Source organism: Caulobacter sp. NIBR2454 (genome assembly GCF_027474405.1).
GTDB lineage: Bacteria > Pseudomonadota > Alphaproteobacteria > Caulobacterales > Caulobacteraceae > Caulobacter.
In genome coordinates this window covers 2,847,407-2,863,731 of the sequence record NZ_CP114871.1, presented here as the reverse complement: position 1 = coordinate 2,863,731, position 16,325 = coordinate 2,847,407, and the positions used below count along the sequence as shown (strand labels likewise).

Here is a 16,325-nt window from a genome sequence, read left to right as displayed (position 1 = left end):
CCTTTCCCATATAGGGACGGGAGGGGCGCCTTATCGGTCCCGAAAAGAGCCGCACGATGCAGACCCAGAACCCTTTTCTCGACGAATTCGCCAAGCTGACCACGGCCGCCATGGGCATCGCCCAGGCCGCCGGTGAAGAAGCCAAGACGGCGTTCCGCGCCCAGGCCGACAAGTTCGCCGCCGAGTTCGATCTGGTTCGTCGTGACGACTTCGACGCGCTGAAGGCCGAAGTGGCCGCCCTGCGCGCCGAACTGGACGCCCTCAGGGGCGGGGCGCCCACGGCCGCCGCCGCGGCCAAGCCGGCCCGCAAGAAGCCCGCCCCAAAGGCGGACTGATTCCTCCACTGAAAGCTGGCTCGCGCCTTGCAAGAAGCGCGTTGTGACGGCCGCGAAGCAGTCTAGCCTTCGGTGTTAAGGGGTGATTCACCTTACGCCGGGTCCGCGGCGCGCTCACCTCTTGCAAGGGGAACAGGGATGTCGATGGACACGCAAGCAGACGACGAAGACGCCTTCATGGCGCTCGATCCGCTGGACGTGGTCGAGCATGTGCTGGCGTCCGAAAACCTGACCTTTGACCGGACCGAAGACGGCGATCTCGCCTTCGCCCTGGCGGGTGACTGGAAGGACTACGAGCTGTGGTTCGCCTGGCGCCCCGAAGCCGAATGCCTGCAGCTGTGCCTCTCGCTGGACCTGCGCGCTTCCAAGACCAAGCGCCCGGCGGCCTATGAACTTCTCAGCCTGATCAATCAGCGCTGCTGGCTGGGCCATTTCGAGATCTGGGCCGAGGACGGCGAGGTGGTGTTCCGCCACTCGATGTCCCTGCCCAGCAGCGACCGCCCCACCCTGGGTCAGGCGGCGTCGATGATCGACGCGGCCATGGAGGCGGCCGACCGCTTCTATCCGGCGTTCGACTTCCTGCTGCACAAGGCCAAGACCCCGGACGAGGCCATGGCCGCCTGCATGTTCGAGACGGTCGGCCAAGCCTGATCTTTGTCGCGGAACGGAGAAATGGGGTTTAAGACGACCCCATGACTCCAATTCTCCTGCTGGGCGCGGGCCGCATGGGCGGCGCCATCATCGACGGCTGGCGCCTGACGGGCGCCGTCTCGACCTCCGACCTGATTATTCGCGACCCCAACCTCGACGAGACCTTCGTCGCGTCGGGCGCGCAGCTCAATCCCGATCCCAAGGTTCTCAAGACCGCCAAAACCGTGATCCTAGCGGTGAAGCCGCAGGTGTGGCGCGCCGTGGCCGAGGATGTCTCCGGCCTGCTGGCCAAGGACGCGGTGATCGTCTCCATCGTCGCGGGCGTCTCGTCCCAGGACCTCAGCCAAGCGTTCGGCGATCGCGTCGTGGCGCGGGTCATGCCGACCACAGCCGTGGCCGTCGCCAAGGGCACGGTCAGCGTCTATGCGACAACGCCGGAAGCACGCGCCCTGGCCCACCAGTTGTTCGATCCCATCGCCACGACGGTTGATCTGACCGATGAGGGCCTGATGCACGCCGCGACGGCGGTGTCGGGCTCGGCGCCAGCCTATCTGTACGCCCTGGTCGAGGCGTTGGAAGGCGCGGGCGTGAGCCAGGGTCTGACGCCGGAGGCGGCGGCCGAACTGGCGCGCTCCACCATAGTCGGGGCCGCGGCCCTGATGGGCGCCTCCGACACGCCGCCGGCCGAATTGCGCCGGCAGGTGACCTCGCCCAACGGCACCACCCAGGCGGCGCTGGATATCCTGCTGGGCGAGAACGGCCTGCCCCGGATGATGACCCACGCGGTCACCGCCGCCGTGAAGCGCTCGCGCGAACTGGGCTGATCCCCAAAAGAATAGGGCGGCCCGGATTGCTCCGGACCGCCCAGCTTTCAGTCTGACGTCTGACGCGTCTTTCAGCTTGTCGCGTGGAGGCCGCCGAAACCGGCCGCCACTTTCGGCTGCCACGCTCCTAGAACTTGGCCCGCAGGGTCACGCCGTAGGTGCGCGGGGCGCCGAGGAAGGCGTCGTAGCCGCCGCTTTGCAGCGGGGCGTCGTAGCCGACCTGATAGTATTCTTCGTCCAGCAGGTTCTGGGCCCACAGCTCGGCGGTCCAGCGCTCGTCCTGGGTGCCGACCGCGATACGGCCGTTCAGGAGCCACATCTCAGGCTGCACCTTGGCTGGGTGCAGGTCCGAACCGGTGTTGAAGGTCGAGCTGTACTTGGCGCTGAGGCTGGTGCGCATCATCAGCGTGTCGCCGAGGTTGCGCTTGTAGCTGGCGGCCATCGAACCCGACCACAGCGGGGCGAAGGACAGGCGAGCGTTCGGCAGGCGCGGCGAAACGCCGGGGCCCGGGGTGAACTGGCCGTACTCGGTCAGGGCGTAGGTGACGCCGCCCTGCAGGGTCAGGCCGTCAAGCGGCGTGAACCACAGCAGGTCGGTGTCGACGCCGACGGATTTGACCTTTGGGATCGAGGTGACGATGTAGCTGGTGCCAGTGAAGGCGTTCAGCTGGAAGCCGGTGAACTCCTGGTGGAAGGCGGCGGCGTTCAGCGACAGCGTGCGGTTCAGCCAGCTGGTCTTGGCACCGAGCTCCCAGGAATCGACCATTTCTTCGGCGAAGGCGGTGTCGGGATTGACCACGCCCAGACCGATGCGGGCGCGGTCGAGGTTGAAACCGCCCGCCTTGTAGCCGCGCGCGAACGAGGCGTAGGTCATGACGTCGTCGTTCCAGCGGTAGGACGCCTTGAGGGTGCCGGTCAGCTTGTCCTCTTCACGGGCCTGCTGCGTGCCGCGGTTGGCGAAGCCCGGGTCGGTCCAGGGCAGACAGATGTTGCCCAGCACCGTAGGCGCATTCGCGGCGCCGACAGCGCCAGCGATGAATGGCACGCGGCTAAGGGCGGCGGCGCAGCCATTGGTGCCCGGAGCGTTGGTGTACCGGGTCGCCAGGTCCTTCTCTTCCCGCGTGTAGCGCAGGCCGAGCGTGATATCGAAGGCGTCGGTGACCTTGAAGGTGTTGTTCGTGAAGAACGCCAGGCTCTTGGCCTTCTGGTCGTAGGTGTCGCGAGCGCCGGCGCCGGGCGCGAAGGCCTGGCCAGCGGGCAGGCCGGTCAGGATCGAGACCAGGTTGGCGTTGGTCCCGCCCGACAGCAGCAGGCTCAGATAGGTCTCGTACTGGGTGCCGAACACGAAGGGCGTGTACTGCTCCAGGTCTTCCTTGGCGTAGAACACGCCGAACAGCCAGTCGAGGCGCTCGGTGCGGCCGGCCAGGCGCAGTTCCTGGCTGAACTGGCCGAACTCGGTGCTCCAGTCAGGCGTACGGTAGGCGAGGTCCATCGTCGTGAAGTCGATGTCCTGACCGTTGGCGGTCTTCCAGTTGCGCGCCGCGGTGACCGAGGTCAGGGTCGCGCCGCCGAGGGCTTCGAGGTCCCAATTGACCTCCATCGAGACGCCCATGTCCTCGATGTTCTGATCGGTCGGACGGTTGGCGTAGGAGACACGCTCGAACGGGCGCACCGGGATCGACAGGCCATTGCCGCCGCCCAGGGCGTTGACGATAGGGGCGGTCGCGCCGTTGACGATCTGGACGCCGACGCAGCAGCTTTCCTCACGCTTGGTGTAGTCGGCGATCAGGCGGACATCGACGCTTTCGTTCGGGGTGAAGAGCAGCTGGCCGCGGACGGTGTAGTAGTCCTGGTTGGCGTCTTCCTTGTTGGTGCGGGGACCCGCGCCGGTGACGATGTCATAGAAGCCGTCGCGCTTGCGGGTGGCGGCGAACAGGCGGCCGGCCAGCTTGTCGGCGATGATCGGGCCGGTGACGGCCACCGAGCCGCCCTTGGCGCCGTAGTTGCCGAAGGTCGCTTCGGCTTCCGCGCCGAATTCGAATTCCGGACCCTTGGTGATGACGTTGATGACGCCGGCCGAGGTGTTCTTGCCGAACAGGGTGCCTTGCGGGCCCTTCAGCACTTCGATGCGCTCAAGCTCGCCCAGGTCGTTGAAGGCCACGCCGTTACGGGGGCGATAGACGCCGTCGATGTTCACCGACACCGACGATTCCAGGCCGGGGTTGTCGCCGACGGTGCCGACGCCGCGGATGCGGACGGTGGTGTTGGTCTCGTTGGACGTCGAGGCCACGTTCAGGCCCGGGGTGAGGATCTGGAGATCCTTGATGTCCTTGACGCCGTTGTCCTGCAGCAGCTGTTGCGGCAGGGCGGTGACGACGATCGGCACGTCCTGCAGGTTCTGCTCGCGCTTCTGGGCGGTGACGATGATGGCGTCGATCGTCGACGCGTCCTGTGCATGGGCCGCGCCAGCAGCGGCGGACGCCAAAACCAGGACGGACGCCGAGCGTCGGATGAATCGGGTGAAGTGCATTTCCTACCTCAGTTTTGTGTCCACGCGGATGTCGAGCCCCGCGTTTGGCAGATCGACCACGCCAGCCGAGACCAGCGCATTCGAACAAGCGTTCAGCTAAATCAGGTTCTGCAAGTCGAGCAAGCGGAATCCCTTACAGCGCAACGGAATCCGGGCGATGTGTCGCAAAAGCGACAGCGTATGAGCGGCTTACCCTACGTCGCTTTCGTCGATTGGGTACGGCGGGGGATCGGCGTTCCGGCAAATCCCCGAAGCGGCAAGGGATAGGCGAGGGTTACGTCCTCAGGTTTCAGACCGCGATCTGGTCGCGTTCGACCCCGTCCGTATCCGCGGGCGTCGCCCGCCGCGCCCGTGACAGGATGATGGCCGCCCAGATCACCGACAGCAGCGAGCCCCCCAGTACGCCCAGCTTCACCTCGATCTGGATAGGGGAATCCACCGCGCCGGGGAAGGCGAGCACGCCGATGAAGAGGCTCATGGTGAAGCCGACCCCGCACAGGACGGACACGCCGTAGACCTGCATCCAGGTGGCGCCGGTGGGACGGGCTCCGATTCCCAGGCGCGAAGCCAGGACGGCCATGGCGAAGACCCCCGCCTGCTTGCCCAGGAACAGGCCAAGCGCGATGGCCACCACGAGGGGCGAGATGAAGGCCGAGGCCGACATTCCGGCGAACGAGACGCCCGCCTTGGCGAAGGCGAACAACGGCAGGACCAGGAAGGCGTTGTAGGGGTGGAGATCGTGGATCGCCTCCTTGATCGGGCTCTGGCGGTTCTCCTTGCGCGCCTGCAGCGGGACGATCATGGCGAAGGCCACGGCGGTGAGCGAAGTGCTGAGGCCCGAAAGCACGGTCAGGTACCAGACCGCGGCGAAGCCGATCACCCAGAACGGCGCGGTGATGCGAACACGCGCCGCCACCAGAGCGCCCACCACCAGAAGGGCCGCCACGCCGGCGAGAGGGACGAAATTCGCTCCATCGCTGAACAGCAGGGCGATAAGGGCGATGGCGCCCAGGTCGTCGACGATGGCCAGGGTCAGCAGGAAGATGCGTAGGGACGAGGGCAGGCCCTTGCCCACGAAGCCGAAGACGGCCAGGGCGAAGGCGATGTCGGTGGCCAGCGGAATGGGCCAGCCGCCGGACGGGGCGCCCATGAAATGGCTTAGGGCGAGATAGACCGCCGCGGGACCGGCCATGCCGCCGAGCGCCGCCAGCACGGGGGTCGCGAGTCGGCGTGGATCGCTCAGCTCTCCGCGCAGGATCTCGTATTTGATCTCCATCCCTACGACGAGGAAGAAGATGGCCATCAGCCCTTCCTTGATCCATTCGGAGACCGTCAGCTCCAGGCTGATCGGACCAAGCTGGAGGGCGTGGACGCTCTTGAGCCAATAGAAGTAATCGCCCGACCAGGGCGAGTTGGCGATGAAGAGGGCCGCCATGGCGGCGAGGCCGAGCGCGGCGCCGGAGGCGGCCTCGGTCTTGAGGAAATCTAGCGTAATCTTGCGCGCCACGGCGGTCTCCGTATCGGGTGAACCTGTCGTGACGCCAGGTTATCGACGGGCGTCGGACCGGATTCGCCTCGGGGGCGCCAGCCTGGCCGCCGCGGCGACCTGATCTCTAGGGGTTTGATAGCCAACCCCGTGCTCGCTTGTCGAGGGGGTGGCGGTCGAGACTTGCGTCCGCATGGCCGTCGCGCGCATTTGCATGCCATGCCCGTCTCCTCTGACTATCGCCCAGATCCCCGTTTCGCCGCCCTCGGGACTGATTTCGCCGACGTGGTGGCGCCCGCGGATTTCCCGCAGACGATCCTGCGCCATCGCAACGACCGCGCCGCCGCGACGGCGGGGCTGGAGACGCTGACCGACGCTGAATGGCTGGCGCATTTCGGGCGGTTCGAGGCCTTGCCCGACAACCAGCCCGCGCCGCTGGCCATGCGCTATCACGGGCATCAGTTCCGCACCTACAATCCCGAGTTGGGCGACGGGCGGGGGTTCCTGTTCGCCCAGCTACGCGAGGCGGGGAGCGACCGACTGCTCGACCTGGCGACCAAGGGCTCGGGCCAGACGCCGTGGTCGCGCAGCGGCGATGGCCGCCTGACCTTGAAGGGCGGGGTGCGCGAAATCCTGGCCGCCACGATGCTGGAGGCGCAAGGCGTGCCGACCTCCCGCGCCTTTTCGCTGGTGGAGACCGGGGAGCAACTGGTTCGGGGGGACGAGCCGAGCCCGACGCGCTCGGCCGTTCTGACCCGGCTGTCGCACAGCCACATCCGCTTCGGGACCTTCCAGCGCCACGCGTTCTTCGACCGGGCGGACCTGATCGGCCAGCTGGTGGAGCATGTGGTCGAGGTCTATTTCCCGCATTTGTCGGGAGAGCCTGACCTGCCGGCCGCCATGCTGGCCGAGACCGTCAAACGCACCGCCAACCTGACCGCGCGGTGGATGGCGGCCGGCTTCGTTCATGGGGTGCTGAACACCGACAACATGGTGGTGACGGGCGAGAGCTTCGACTACGGCCCGTGGCGATTCCTGCCGCGCAACGACCCGGCCTTCACCGCCGCCTATTTCGACCAGACCGGGCTCTACAGCTTTGGCCGTCAGCCGGAGGCGGCGTTCTGGAACCTGCAGCAACTGGCGGCGTGCCTGACGCTGGTGACCGGCTCTGACGGGCTGGTGGCCGCTTTGAACAGCTTCGATCCATCCTATCGGACCGCCTTGCAAGCGGCGGTCCGAGATCGCCTGGGCGTGGCCAGCGCGGGCGAAGCGGCGGACGTGGAGCTGATCAGCACCCTTTTCCGCGCCATGGCCGAGGCCGGCGATGCGGTTCGCTGGGAGCCGGTGTTCTTCGACTGGTTCGGCGGCCAGGTGTCCGAAGCGCGGGCGATGAACGGCGTGCGCGGTGAAGCCTATCGATCCCAAGGGTTCGCGGCGTTCCGTGATCTGCTGGCCCGTCATGATTCCGTGCGGCCCGAGCGGCTGACGGCCGCCTATTTCCAGAACGCCGAGCCGGAAGAACTGCTGATCGAGGAGGTCGAGGCCCTGTGGGCGCCGATCGCCGACGGCGACGACTGGGCGCCCCTGCAAGCCAAGCTTTCCAGGATCGAGGCCATGCGCGCCGCCTTGGCCTGAGCCGATGAACGCGAGCTGAACCGCGGCTTCAGCCATTTGGTGGCGGCTGTGCGTTAGCACTCCTGACGACGCGTTCCTGCGTCCCTGGAGAGTTTTCGATGAGCGATAATCGTCTGCTGCCGGCCGCTGTGGCTGGCGGGCTTCTGGCTATCGGCGTCGCGGTTGGCGGCGGCCTGATCGGGGCTGGTATCGTCGATGCGCGGACGGGCGATCGGACCGTGACCGTGCGTGGCCTGGCCGAGCGTGACGCCAAGGCCGACCTGGCGGTGATGCCGCTGCGCTTCACCCAGTCCGGCGACGAGCTTTCCCAGGTGCAGGCCGCTATCGACGCCGACATCGGCAAGGTGCGCGGCTTCCTGACCGCTCAGGGATTCAAGCCGGAGGAGATCGATCTTGGCCGGCTGGAGGTGATCGACAACAACGCCCGCGAATACAGCCCGCAGAACGCTCGCGCCCGCTACATCCTGGCCCAGACGGTTTCGGTGCGATCGACAAACGTGGACCGGGTGCAGGGCACCACGCGGGCGCTGTCGGATCTGGTTCGCCAGGGGGTGGTGCTGCAGGACTTCCGCGGCGCGTCCTATGTCTTCACCAAGCTCAACGATGTGCGTCCGGCCATGATCAAGGAGGCCACCGCCAGCGCCCGCAGCGGAGCCGAACAGTTCGCTCGCGACAGCGGCGCGTCTATCGGCGGCATCAGCCGGGCCACCCAGGGTTCCTTCGAAATCCAGGCCCGCGATCCGGTCAACGATCAGGGGCCCGACGCCTCGATCATGAAGCGTCTGCGGGTGGTGACCACGGTCAGCTATGCGCTGAAATAGCCGGTTTCAGTTGAGTCCGTTTTCCGCGAGCGGGCCGGGCGGAGGCGTGTCAGAACGCCTCCAAATACCGTTCGGGGAATCGATATGACCAACGCCTCCAAATTCCGCCAGTTGCACGAGGATGGGCTGCTGATCCTGCCCAACGCCTGGGACGCCGGCAGCGCACGCCTGATCGAAAGCCTGGGCGCCAAAGCGGTGGCCACCACGAGCGCCGGGGTGGCCTGGGCGCACGGCTACAAGGATGGCGATCAACTGCCGCTGAAGCGGCTGCTGCAGACGGTCACCGCCATCGCACGCGTGCTGGACGCCCCGTTCACGATCGACATGGAAGGCGGCTATGGCGACTCGGCTCAGGCTGTCGCGGAGGCCGTTTCGGCTGTCGCCGGCGAGGGCGCCGCGGGTATCAACATCGAGGACGGGGTCATCGGTCCGGGCGAGCTGGCTGTGCGCGTCACGGCCATTCGCGAAGCGCTGGACAAGCGCGGCCTGGACCTGTTCGTCAATGTCCGCACGGACGTCTACCTCAGGAACCTTGCTCCGCCGGAAGAGCGGCTGGCCATGTGCCTGGGCCGCGCCGCGATCTATCGCGACGCCGGGGCGGACGGCATCTTCACGCCGGGCATGACCGATCCGGCCGAGATCCGGGAGATGGCGAAGGGGACGTCCCTGCCGCTGAACATCATGGCCCGCCCAGGCCTCGCCAGCGCGGCGGAGCTTCAGGCCATGGGCGTGCGCCGCCTCAGCGCCGGCAGCGCGATCAGCGAGGCCATGCACGCCCATACGGCGCGATTGGCGGGGGCCTTCCTGGCGGACGGGCTGTCGGATGCGATGACCGCTGAAGCCATGCCCTATCCAACGATCAACGGTCTGATGGCTAACGCTTAAAAGGAAAGAGCCCCGCCGGGTGGAGGCGGGGCTCTCGACGCCCGAAGCTCTGCTGTGGAGAGAAAAAGTGGCGGCCCCGGGGGGCGAGGCCGCCAAGGTGCTTCGGGCGAAGGCTTACGCCATCCAGACCGCGTCGTTGGTGTAGGTCGCGACCAGGTTGATGTTGTGCTGCGCCTGGCTGTCGGCCAAATCGAAATAGAAGTTTTCCAGAGCGTTGGCGTAGAGGCCGACGTCAGCCTTCACCGCCTCGGCCAGGATGTAGCCCACGAGCGCCGCCTTGGAAGCGATGTCGGTGTCGGCCGCACCGATGCGCTGGCTGGCCATGGTGTCGAAGTAGCTCTTGCGCGAGATGATGTCGGCGATGCCGGCCGCCGCGTTGAGGCCCGCCGCATTGGCGAAGTCGATGCCGATGACCTCGTCATAGATTTCGCGGACCGCCTCGGCGAAGCTCAGGGCACCATAGGTCGCCTTGAACGTGGACGCGCCTTCACCATTCAGGCCCAAATTGCTCGCGAAGTTGATGTAGCGGTTCTCCAGGTTGAAGCCCTGGTAGTAGGCGTCATTGAGGTCGCGCGGGTTGACGCTGTCGGCCGAGTTCACCAGGTAGTCGAGACCATCCACGCTAGGCGTCCTGCCCGTGAAGAACTGGTAGCTGGTCACCGCGACCGAGCTGGTGTCGACGGCGAACTTCATGATGCCGCGTACCCCGTCGGCCTCGGTCATGGTCTTGGCCTGGACGGCGTTGAAGATCGCCGTCAGCGCCGCGGCGTCGTCCGCCGCCTTGGCCGAAGCCGCATCCACACGGGTGATGTTCTGGTAGGCGGCTTCCAGATCGATGCGGACCGAGCCGCCGGGAACCCAGCCGGTGCCCCCGATGCCGGCGCCGCCTTCGTTGATGACGCCATTGGTGCCGTCGCCGTCGGGATCGCCACTGCCGTCATCGCCGCCGCCACCGCCACCGCCACCGCCGCCGCCACCGCCGCCGCCAGTATTGGCGGGGGGCGTGTTGACGCCGACGCCGATGCCCAGGCCGGGCAGCAGGTCGAGATCAAGTCCGATGGACGGCAGCAGGCCGCCGAGGCCGCCCGAGCCGGTGTTGGAGCCCGTCCCGGGGAGGAGGTCGACATCCAAAAGACTTCCGCCAGACCCGCCGGTCAGGAGATCGACGTCCAGCAGGCCCGAAGATCCGTTGGAGCCGGAACCGGACGTCGGCAGGTCAGGGAGGACCTCGACGCCAACCACGGGGGTGTTCCCGCCGTTGCCGAGATTGATTTCGATGCCGCCGCCCAGACCTGGCAGCAGCGTGATGCTGTTGGTGGTGTTGGTGATCAGATTGCCCAGAATGCTCATCTGTCTCTTAGCCGCCCTTTTAAGACGGCCTCCCTCGCCCTGTTCTGCGTAGGGGCCCAGCGCCACCTCCGCCGGCGCCAGCTGACTTCTTCGCGTCAGGCGAGCACCCAAAATGGGTATTACTCATTTTGAGCTGAGCAACAAGCCCAAAATGAGTAGCAAACCAAAATGGGTATGCGACCGGAGGTCGCGGCGCTTGGTTAAGATCGCTTATGGGTGGTGTTGAGCCTGGGGCGCGGGCGTCCGCTCTGGAGCGGGAGCTTCGGCGTCCGTCTCAAGTCCTAGCAGCGCTTGGGCGGACCGGGCGGCGCTAACGGCAGGACCTTGAGCCCAATCGACGCCGATCTGACGAAGGGTGCGCAAGGCGGCTTCATCAGCGACGCCGTTGGCGATGGTCTGGGCGCCCGTGCGGTGGGCCAGGCTGTTGAGGGACTCCACGACCGCAAAGTCGAAATCGCTGGCGTTGATCTTGGCGACAAAGCCCTGGCCGATGCGCAGATAGTCCAGGGTGAGGCGCTGCAAGCTGGCGAAGGGAGCTGAGCCGCCGCCGAAGTTATCGATCGCCAGGCTGCAGCCGGCCGCCTGAAGCTGTTGCAAGGCCTCCGTTGGGCCGCCGGGGCGCAGGGCCGCCAGATCCCCGACCGCGACGGTCAGGGCGTTCGGGGACAAACCGCCGGCGGAAAGGCGCGAAAGGATTAGCTCGGCCGCGCCGGCCTGGGCCAGCAGGTCCGCCGACAGCCGCAGCAGCACGGACCAGCCGCCGCGGGACAAGGCCGGCCCAAGCCGCTCCAGCCCTTCGGCCAGGACCCACTGATCGATCCGGGCGCCTGCGCGCAGGCGCTCGCCGACGGCCAGCAGGGAAAGCGGGGCGACCATCGACCCATCCTCACCAACGGCGCGCACGCTGAGCTCCAGGCGACGGCCCGCGGCGGGGCGGGGACGGATATCGACGATTTCCTGGGCGAATAGGCGAAGGCGACGTTCAGCGATCAGGCGCTGCAGCTGGTCCTCACCCGCGTCGGAGGCGCCGCGCTCCTCGACCACGACGCGCGAGGCGAGACCTTGGCTCAGGCTACGGGCGACCTGGGCGGCGGCCTCGGCCTGGGCAAGGACTTCCTCGGCCATCCTGTCCAGGTCCAGGCCGGCCATTCCGATGCTTGCGAAGGCGACATAGGTGCGGTCGCCCCAGGGCAGGGTCTCCTGCTCTATGGCGGCGGCCAGGCCCTCGCCCTGTTCCAGGGCGGCGGTCGCGTCGGCGGCTTCAAGCACCAGGGCGAAGCCTTGCGGGGCGATCCGGGCGAGGAGGGCGGGCTCGGCGGCGGCGCCGGCCAGGCGCTCGGCGATCTGGCGCAGGTGGACGTCGGCAGCCAGCCGCCCGGCGCCGTCAGTCCCGCTGCCGGGGATGTCGATGGTGATGACCGTGACAAAGGCTTCGCCCTGTTCGGGGCGGCGGGGAGTCTGGGCCTCGGACAGGGCGCGCAGGAAGCCGTCGCGGCCGGCCAGCCCGGTCAGGTCGTCGAAGGCCCCCGTCTCCGCCGCTGTTTGAACCAACGCCACAGCCGCCTGTTGCGGAGCCAGGATGACCGTTGCGCCGGCCAGGGCGCCCTTGCGGTCAAAGACCGGCGCGGCCCGGCAGGTCACTGAATGCCGCTCGCCCGAGGCCGCGATCAAGGCCAGCGTTCCCGGGGCCGAATAGGGGCGCTGGCTGGAAAGGCAGGCCGCCGCGGGATCGATGCGCCGCCCGCCGGGCTCTTCAAGCCGCAGGGCCTGGGCCAAGCTACGTCCGATGTCCTGCGTGCGGTCGAGGCCGAAGGCGGCCGCGGACGCGCCGATCCGGGTGATGCGGCCCTGAGGGTCGGTGACCAGAACGGCTTCCTGGCTCAAGCCCAGCAGGGTCTCCAGCAGGGCCTCGTCCATGGACTGATCGTCGCTGATCGCGCGCCAGGGCGTGATGTCGGCCAGGGCGGCGACCATGCGCTGGGCCAGGCCGGCAGCGTCGGCGGTGGTCTGGCCCACCAGTTTCAGGGTTCGCTCCTGGGCGCCCGGGGCGCGAACCTGGAACTCAAGATCAAGATCGCCGCGGCCCTGGCGGGCGGCTTCCACCGCGTCGCCGAGGCGAGCGCGGTCGGCGGGCGCGATGTGGCGGAACATGGCGGGAAGACTGGGGCGCTCCCGCACCCGGTCGAGGCCAAGAAGGTCCCAGACCGCCTCGTCCCAGTCGAAGAGGCCGGTGGTGAGGTCCCATTCCAGCATGGCCGCGCCGCTGATGCGGCTGGCCACCTGGGCGCGTTCGGCGTTACGGTCGCGGTCGGACCAGGCCGAGCCTGAGGTGGTGGAGGGGGCGGTGTCGGCATTAGCGTCGGCGCGCGCGATTTCCATCAAGACGCGCTTGGCCAGGCCCAGATCCTTGACCCGATAGAGGTCCGACAGCGGGCGATCGAGGAAGCCTTCCTGGACGAGCGCCTGGACCTTGCGCCGCGTGGTCTCCCGCGAGACGCCGGTGATTTCGGCCAGTTGCAAGGCGTTGGCGCCGCCGCCGGTGCGTTCGTCACGCACCGCCTGATCCAACTGCACCTGCGCGGCGGCCAGATAGATCAGGAGCTTGTCGAGATCGCCGCCGAAGGACTCGCGCAGACCTGAAAGCGCGGCCGTCGTGGTTTGCGCACGGCGTAGGGTCTCGCCAAGGGTCGAGCTTGGCGCGGGCGCGAGCGCCGAGGCGAGTTTGGCGGCGAGGTCCACGTACGATCCGTCTGTTGCGAACCGGAGCCATATACCCATTTTGGGTTAACGTGCAACCTGAGCCGATGGAGGATCAGAGGGCGCCCGTCACTCGCAGCCCGTGGACGGTGAGGAAGCCCGCCGCGAGGTAGGGTCCGAAAGGATGCTCGCTGGGGCCGCCTCTTCGCATGAGGCTGACGATGATCAGCCCCAGGCAGGCCAGGCCATAGAGCAGCAGCGTCCCCGTATAGCCGCACCAGATGGCGGCGGCGGCCAGGAACTTCAGGTCCCCCATCCCGAGGCCCGCATCCCGCGCCCCGCGCAGGCGACGCAGACTCCAGATCAGCCAGGACATGACGGCGAAGGTAGCCAGGACCAGGAAGCTGTCGGCTAGGGCGCGCGCGATCTCTATCGGCTCCGGGCGCTGGACGAGCCGCCAGGCGAGGCCGGTGGAGGCCAGCGCCAGATTCAGGAGGTTGGGTATGCGCGTCTGACGCAGATCGCTGACCGTGATCGCCGTCAGAAGCGCCGCCAGCAGGATCGTGAGGGCCCAGGACGCCAGGGTCATCCTCAATAGCCTCCGTTGGCGACCTCGAATTGACGGGTCACCGTCTCAGAGCCGGCGGCGGAGGGATTGAGGCCTAGGAACTGGTTGAAGCTGAGTATGCGGACACTGGACAGGTCGTAGGCGACCGTCACCTGCGATCGTCGCGCGTTCAAGGAGGCGTAGGTGACCTGCATGTCGGCCGGGTCCAGCAGCGGCTGGAAGCTGGTCATCACCTGATTGGCGCGGTCGGTGGCCAGGGTCTGGCGCTCGGCCGGGGTCATGCCCACGACCGTGGCCCGGGCGGCCTCGGCGGCCGTGTAGCCGACGGCCTGGGCGACGGCCAATTGCAGCGAGGCGATCATGACGCCGAAGGCGAGTAGAAAAAGAACCGGCGAGACGAGCGCGAACTCGACCGCGATGGCTCCGCGATCGTCGGAGCCTCGCCAATTGCGGGCCACGCGGAGAGCCTGGAAGGGAAGCCAGGTCATCCTGCGGCCGCCGGAGGTGTTCATCGGACCTAGTCGGCCGTCGCGGCTTCGATTTCGGTGCCGACGTTGGTGAAGGCGGTGACCAACGAGCCTTGCAGAGGGCCCACGGCGGCGGTGATCGCGGCGATAAGCAGGAAGCCCATCACGGCGTACTCGATGGCGGCCAGACCCTTGTCTTCCTTGATGAAGCGCGAGGTCAGATTCTTGATCGACGAAATCTTCATGTTTGCTTAATCCTGTGACTACGGGTTGAGTGATGTTCTTGCACTCACCATAAGGCGACTATTTCACAAGAACGGGAATGCCACAACGTACTCCCGTAATGGTTGAGTTTGCGTATCCAAGCTTGATACCCAGCCCAGCGAGCAAACCGTCGATCAGCGGGTCGAGGGCCGTGAGCAAGGTTGATAAGGTGTTGATTCCGCTTGTCTTATTAGATCCGGTGACTTGGCCGCCCAATATGCACTGGCCCAGAACAACAGCGGTGCAAAAGCGCAAATCCACCGCGGATGCTGGGAGGCTCAGTAACGACTGCGTCAATCCGCCACTGCCTACTTGATGCGACTGCGATGCAACCGGCTGGGTGGAGGTGAAGGTTTGCGAGTTCTCTGCGATTGCGGGAGGCTCAAGGCGAATGCTTGTTTCGAGGAGTGCAAGATTGGGGAGCGAAAGCGGCGGCGGGCCAAGAGGAAGCTTCAAGCCGATTTTTGCGGGGTTGAACCCCTCCACATCAGTTTGAAAGCTCGTGAACGCATCCGGTGTGTCAGGTTCTCCAATCACCACACGGGCCACGCCGGTCCTGATCAGGACATCCACTTCCGCATCGGTGGCTGGGTTACCCGAGCATTCGATGCGCGTGACCGTCGCCTCCGCGGGAGCGGCTTCGACGTAAAGGGGGAGGTTCACCAGATTCCCATTGAGAAGCGAAGCCCGCAGCAACAGCCGCACCTGCGCGGTGTTCACCGTCACGCCTTCAGGGCCAAAGGCGTAGCTAGTCTGAGGCGCCTCAATGAGAGTGCTTTCGACCTGAACGCTGAGCACACCAGGGACGGATAGCCCAACAGGCGCGAGGTTGACCCCGTTCTGGCCATTGGCGGCCTGTAAGGTAAGGCTGGCCAGTTGAAGGACGTTGAGTGACGCGTCGAAACCGGTTGTGGCGGCCCGCTCCACCGCTCCCCAAGGTCCCAGATCGAAAAGGCGGCTGGTGGGGACCGGCTTGTCGCCGGCGGCCGTGACGCGATCGCGCAGACGCTGCAGCGCGGTTATGGCGTCTGCGTTCGCGGCCGCCCCTTCGGCCTGCAGAACTTTCATGGCGGCCGTCAGCACCCGGCCCTCGGTGATGTTGGCGGCCAGGACGTCTTGATAGGAGCCGGCGGTTAGGTTCAGGTCCGACGCCAACTGGTTCAGCAGAGCAGGCGCGCTCACATCGGCGGCGACGAGGCCCTGGTAGTCGACAAGACTGAGATTGACGTTGGTCCCAAGCAGCCCGCCGAGCACCGCATTGGCGCCAGCGACCCGGCTGGTGTCGAAGTTCACAAGCCCCGAGCTTATTTCCAGGCCCGCCTGATTCACGCGGGCTCCGATGGCCTCCACCGTCAGGGTCGGGCCGACGGTGCGGTCGAGCAGGCGGCCCAGGAGCAGCGGACCGACATCGCGCACGCGAAGCCTTACCGCGTTGGCCGTCGTGTTGGCGGTGGTCTGGCCTGGGCAGGGGGCGACGCCGGCGATGAAGCGGCTCGTCACGGGAGCCGTCGGGCAATAGACGCCGGTCTCGACCAAGACCAGCCGGCCGGGCAGTCCGTTGGCCGTGAGCAGGCTTTCGGCCTCGGCCTGGGCGTCGGCGGCGTCGGCGGCGAAGGGCGCGGCGGCCAGAGCGGCGGCGTCGGCGTGACCCTGTAGCGCGCGACGGCTCATGTACCAGGCGCCAGTATCGATCGCGAAGGCCGCGAAGGCCATGAGCAGCAAGCCCAGCACCGCCGCCATCGGCGTGATCGAGCCGTGCTCCCCCGCGAGGCGGTTCATCAATCCGCGACCGAGCCGACGCGGAGAGCGAGG

At 67.0% G+C, this 16,325-nt stretch carries 14 protein-coding genes; 6 read left to right on the top strand and 8 right to left on the bottom strand.

Translation table 11 applies throughout. The annotated features are described in order from the left end of the window. The first annotated feature begins 56 nt into the window (after positions 1-56). The 3 genes from O5K31_RS13880 (at position 57) to proC (ending at position 1,810) form a co-directional block, all read left to right on the top strand. Positions 57-335, top strand: a complete 279-nt coding sequence (locus O5K31_RS13880; RefSeq protein WP_269714243.1) for an accessory factor UbiK family protein — start codon at positions 57-59, stop codon at positions 333-335. Positions 336-479: 144 nt separating this feature from the next. After that, positions 480-986, top strand: coding sequence for a YbjN domain-containing protein (locus tag O5K31_RS13875; RefSeq protein ID WP_269714242.1), 507 nt, complete (start codon positions 480-482; stop codon positions 984-986). A 41-nt stretch (positions 987-1,027) separates the two neighbouring features. Next, positions 1,028-1,810 carry a pyrroline-5-carboxylate reductase gene (gene proC, locus O5K31_RS13870; RefSeq protein ID WP_269714241.1) on the top strand — a complete coding sequence of 261 codons (783 nt, stop codon included), beginning with the start codon at positions 1,028-1,030 and terminating at the stop codon, positions 1,808-1,810. A gap of 127 nt (positions 1,811-1,937) precedes the next feature. Here the strand turns inward: proC and O5K31_RS13865 are convergent, their stop codons facing one another. After that, a complete protein-coding gene (locus O5K31_RS13865) occupies positions 1,938-4,340 on the bottom strand; it encodes a TonB-dependent receptor (protein WP_269714239.1) in 2,403 nt (800 codons plus the stop codon). Between the two features lie 289 nt (positions 4,341-4,629). Beyond that, positions 4,630-5,847 (bottom strand): Na+/H+ antiporter NhaA, encoded by a 1,218-nt coding sequence (nhaA, locus tag O5K31_RS13860; protein WP_269714237.1) that lies wholly within the window; start codon positions 5,845-5,847, stop codon positions 4,630-4,632. A 198-nt stretch (positions 5,848-6,045) separates the two neighbouring features. On the opposite strand from nhaA, the gene O5K31_RS13855 reads away from it, so the two are divergent. The 3 genes from O5K31_RS13855 (at position 6,046) to O5K31_RS13845 (ending at position 9,167) form a co-directional block, all read left to right on the top strand. Continuing rightward, a complete protein-coding gene (locus O5K31_RS13855; protein WP_269714235.1) occupies positions 6,046-7,461 on the top strand; it encodes a protein adenylyltransferase SelO in 1,416 nt (471 codons plus the stop codon). A 98-nt stretch (positions 7,462-7,559) separates the two neighbouring features. Continuing rightward, the gene (locus O5K31_RS13850; RefSeq protein ID WP_269714233.1) at positions 7,560-8,282 is read left to right on the top strand and encodes an SIMPL domain-containing protein; all 723 of its coding nucleotides are present in this window, start codon (positions 7,560-7,562) and stop codon (positions 8,280-8,282) included. A gap of 84 nt (positions 8,283-8,366) precedes the next feature. Continuing rightward, entirely contained in the window at positions 8,367-9,167 is an 801-nt protein-coding gene (locus O5K31_RS13845) for an isocitrate lyase/PEP mutase family protein (protein WP_269714231.1), read from the top strand. Between the two features lie 114 nt (positions 9,168-9,281). On the opposite strand, the gene O5K31_RS13840 is transcribed toward O5K31_RS13845, so the two are convergent. From O5K31_RS13840 to O5K31_RS13815, 6 genes are all read right to left on the bottom strand, one after another. Further along, positions 9,282-10,517: a hypothetical protein gene (locus O5K31_RS13840; protein WP_269714229.1), complete on the bottom strand. Its 1,236-nt coding sequence runs from the start codon at positions 10,515-10,517 to the stop codon at positions 9,282-9,284. A 210-nt stretch (positions 10,518-10,727) separates the two neighbouring features. Then, on the bottom strand, positions 10,728-13,256 hold the full coding sequence (locus O5K31_RS13835) for an EAL domain-containing protein (RefSeq protein WP_269714227.1): 2,529 nt from the start codon (positions 13,254-13,256) through the stop codon (positions 10,728-10,730). A 73-nt stretch (positions 13,257-13,329) separates the two neighbouring features. Further along, positions 13,330-13,803, bottom strand: a complete 474-nt coding sequence (locus O5K31_RS13830) for a prepilin peptidase (RefSeq protein WP_269714225.1) — start codon at positions 13,801-13,803, stop codon at positions 13,330-13,332. Between the two features lie 2 nt (positions 13,804-13,805). After that, entirely contained in the window at positions 13,806-14,270 is a 465-nt protein-coding gene (locus O5K31_RS13825) for a TadE/TadG family type IV pilus assembly protein (RefSeq protein WP_269714223.1), read from the bottom strand. A 29-nt stretch (positions 14,271-14,299) separates the two neighbouring features. Next, positions 14,300-14,494: a Flp family type IVb pilin gene (locus O5K31_RS13820; RefSeq protein WP_269714222.1), complete on the bottom strand. Its 195-nt coding sequence runs from the start codon at positions 14,492-14,494 to the stop codon at positions 14,300-14,302. Positions 14,495-14,552: 58 nt separating this feature from the next. Continuing rightward, a complete protein-coding gene (locus O5K31_RS13815; protein ID WP_269714220.1) occupies positions 14,553-16,292 on the bottom strand; it encodes a pilus assembly protein TadG-related protein in 1,740 nt (579 codons plus the stop codon). Positions 16,293-16,325 lie beyond the last annotated feature (33 nt).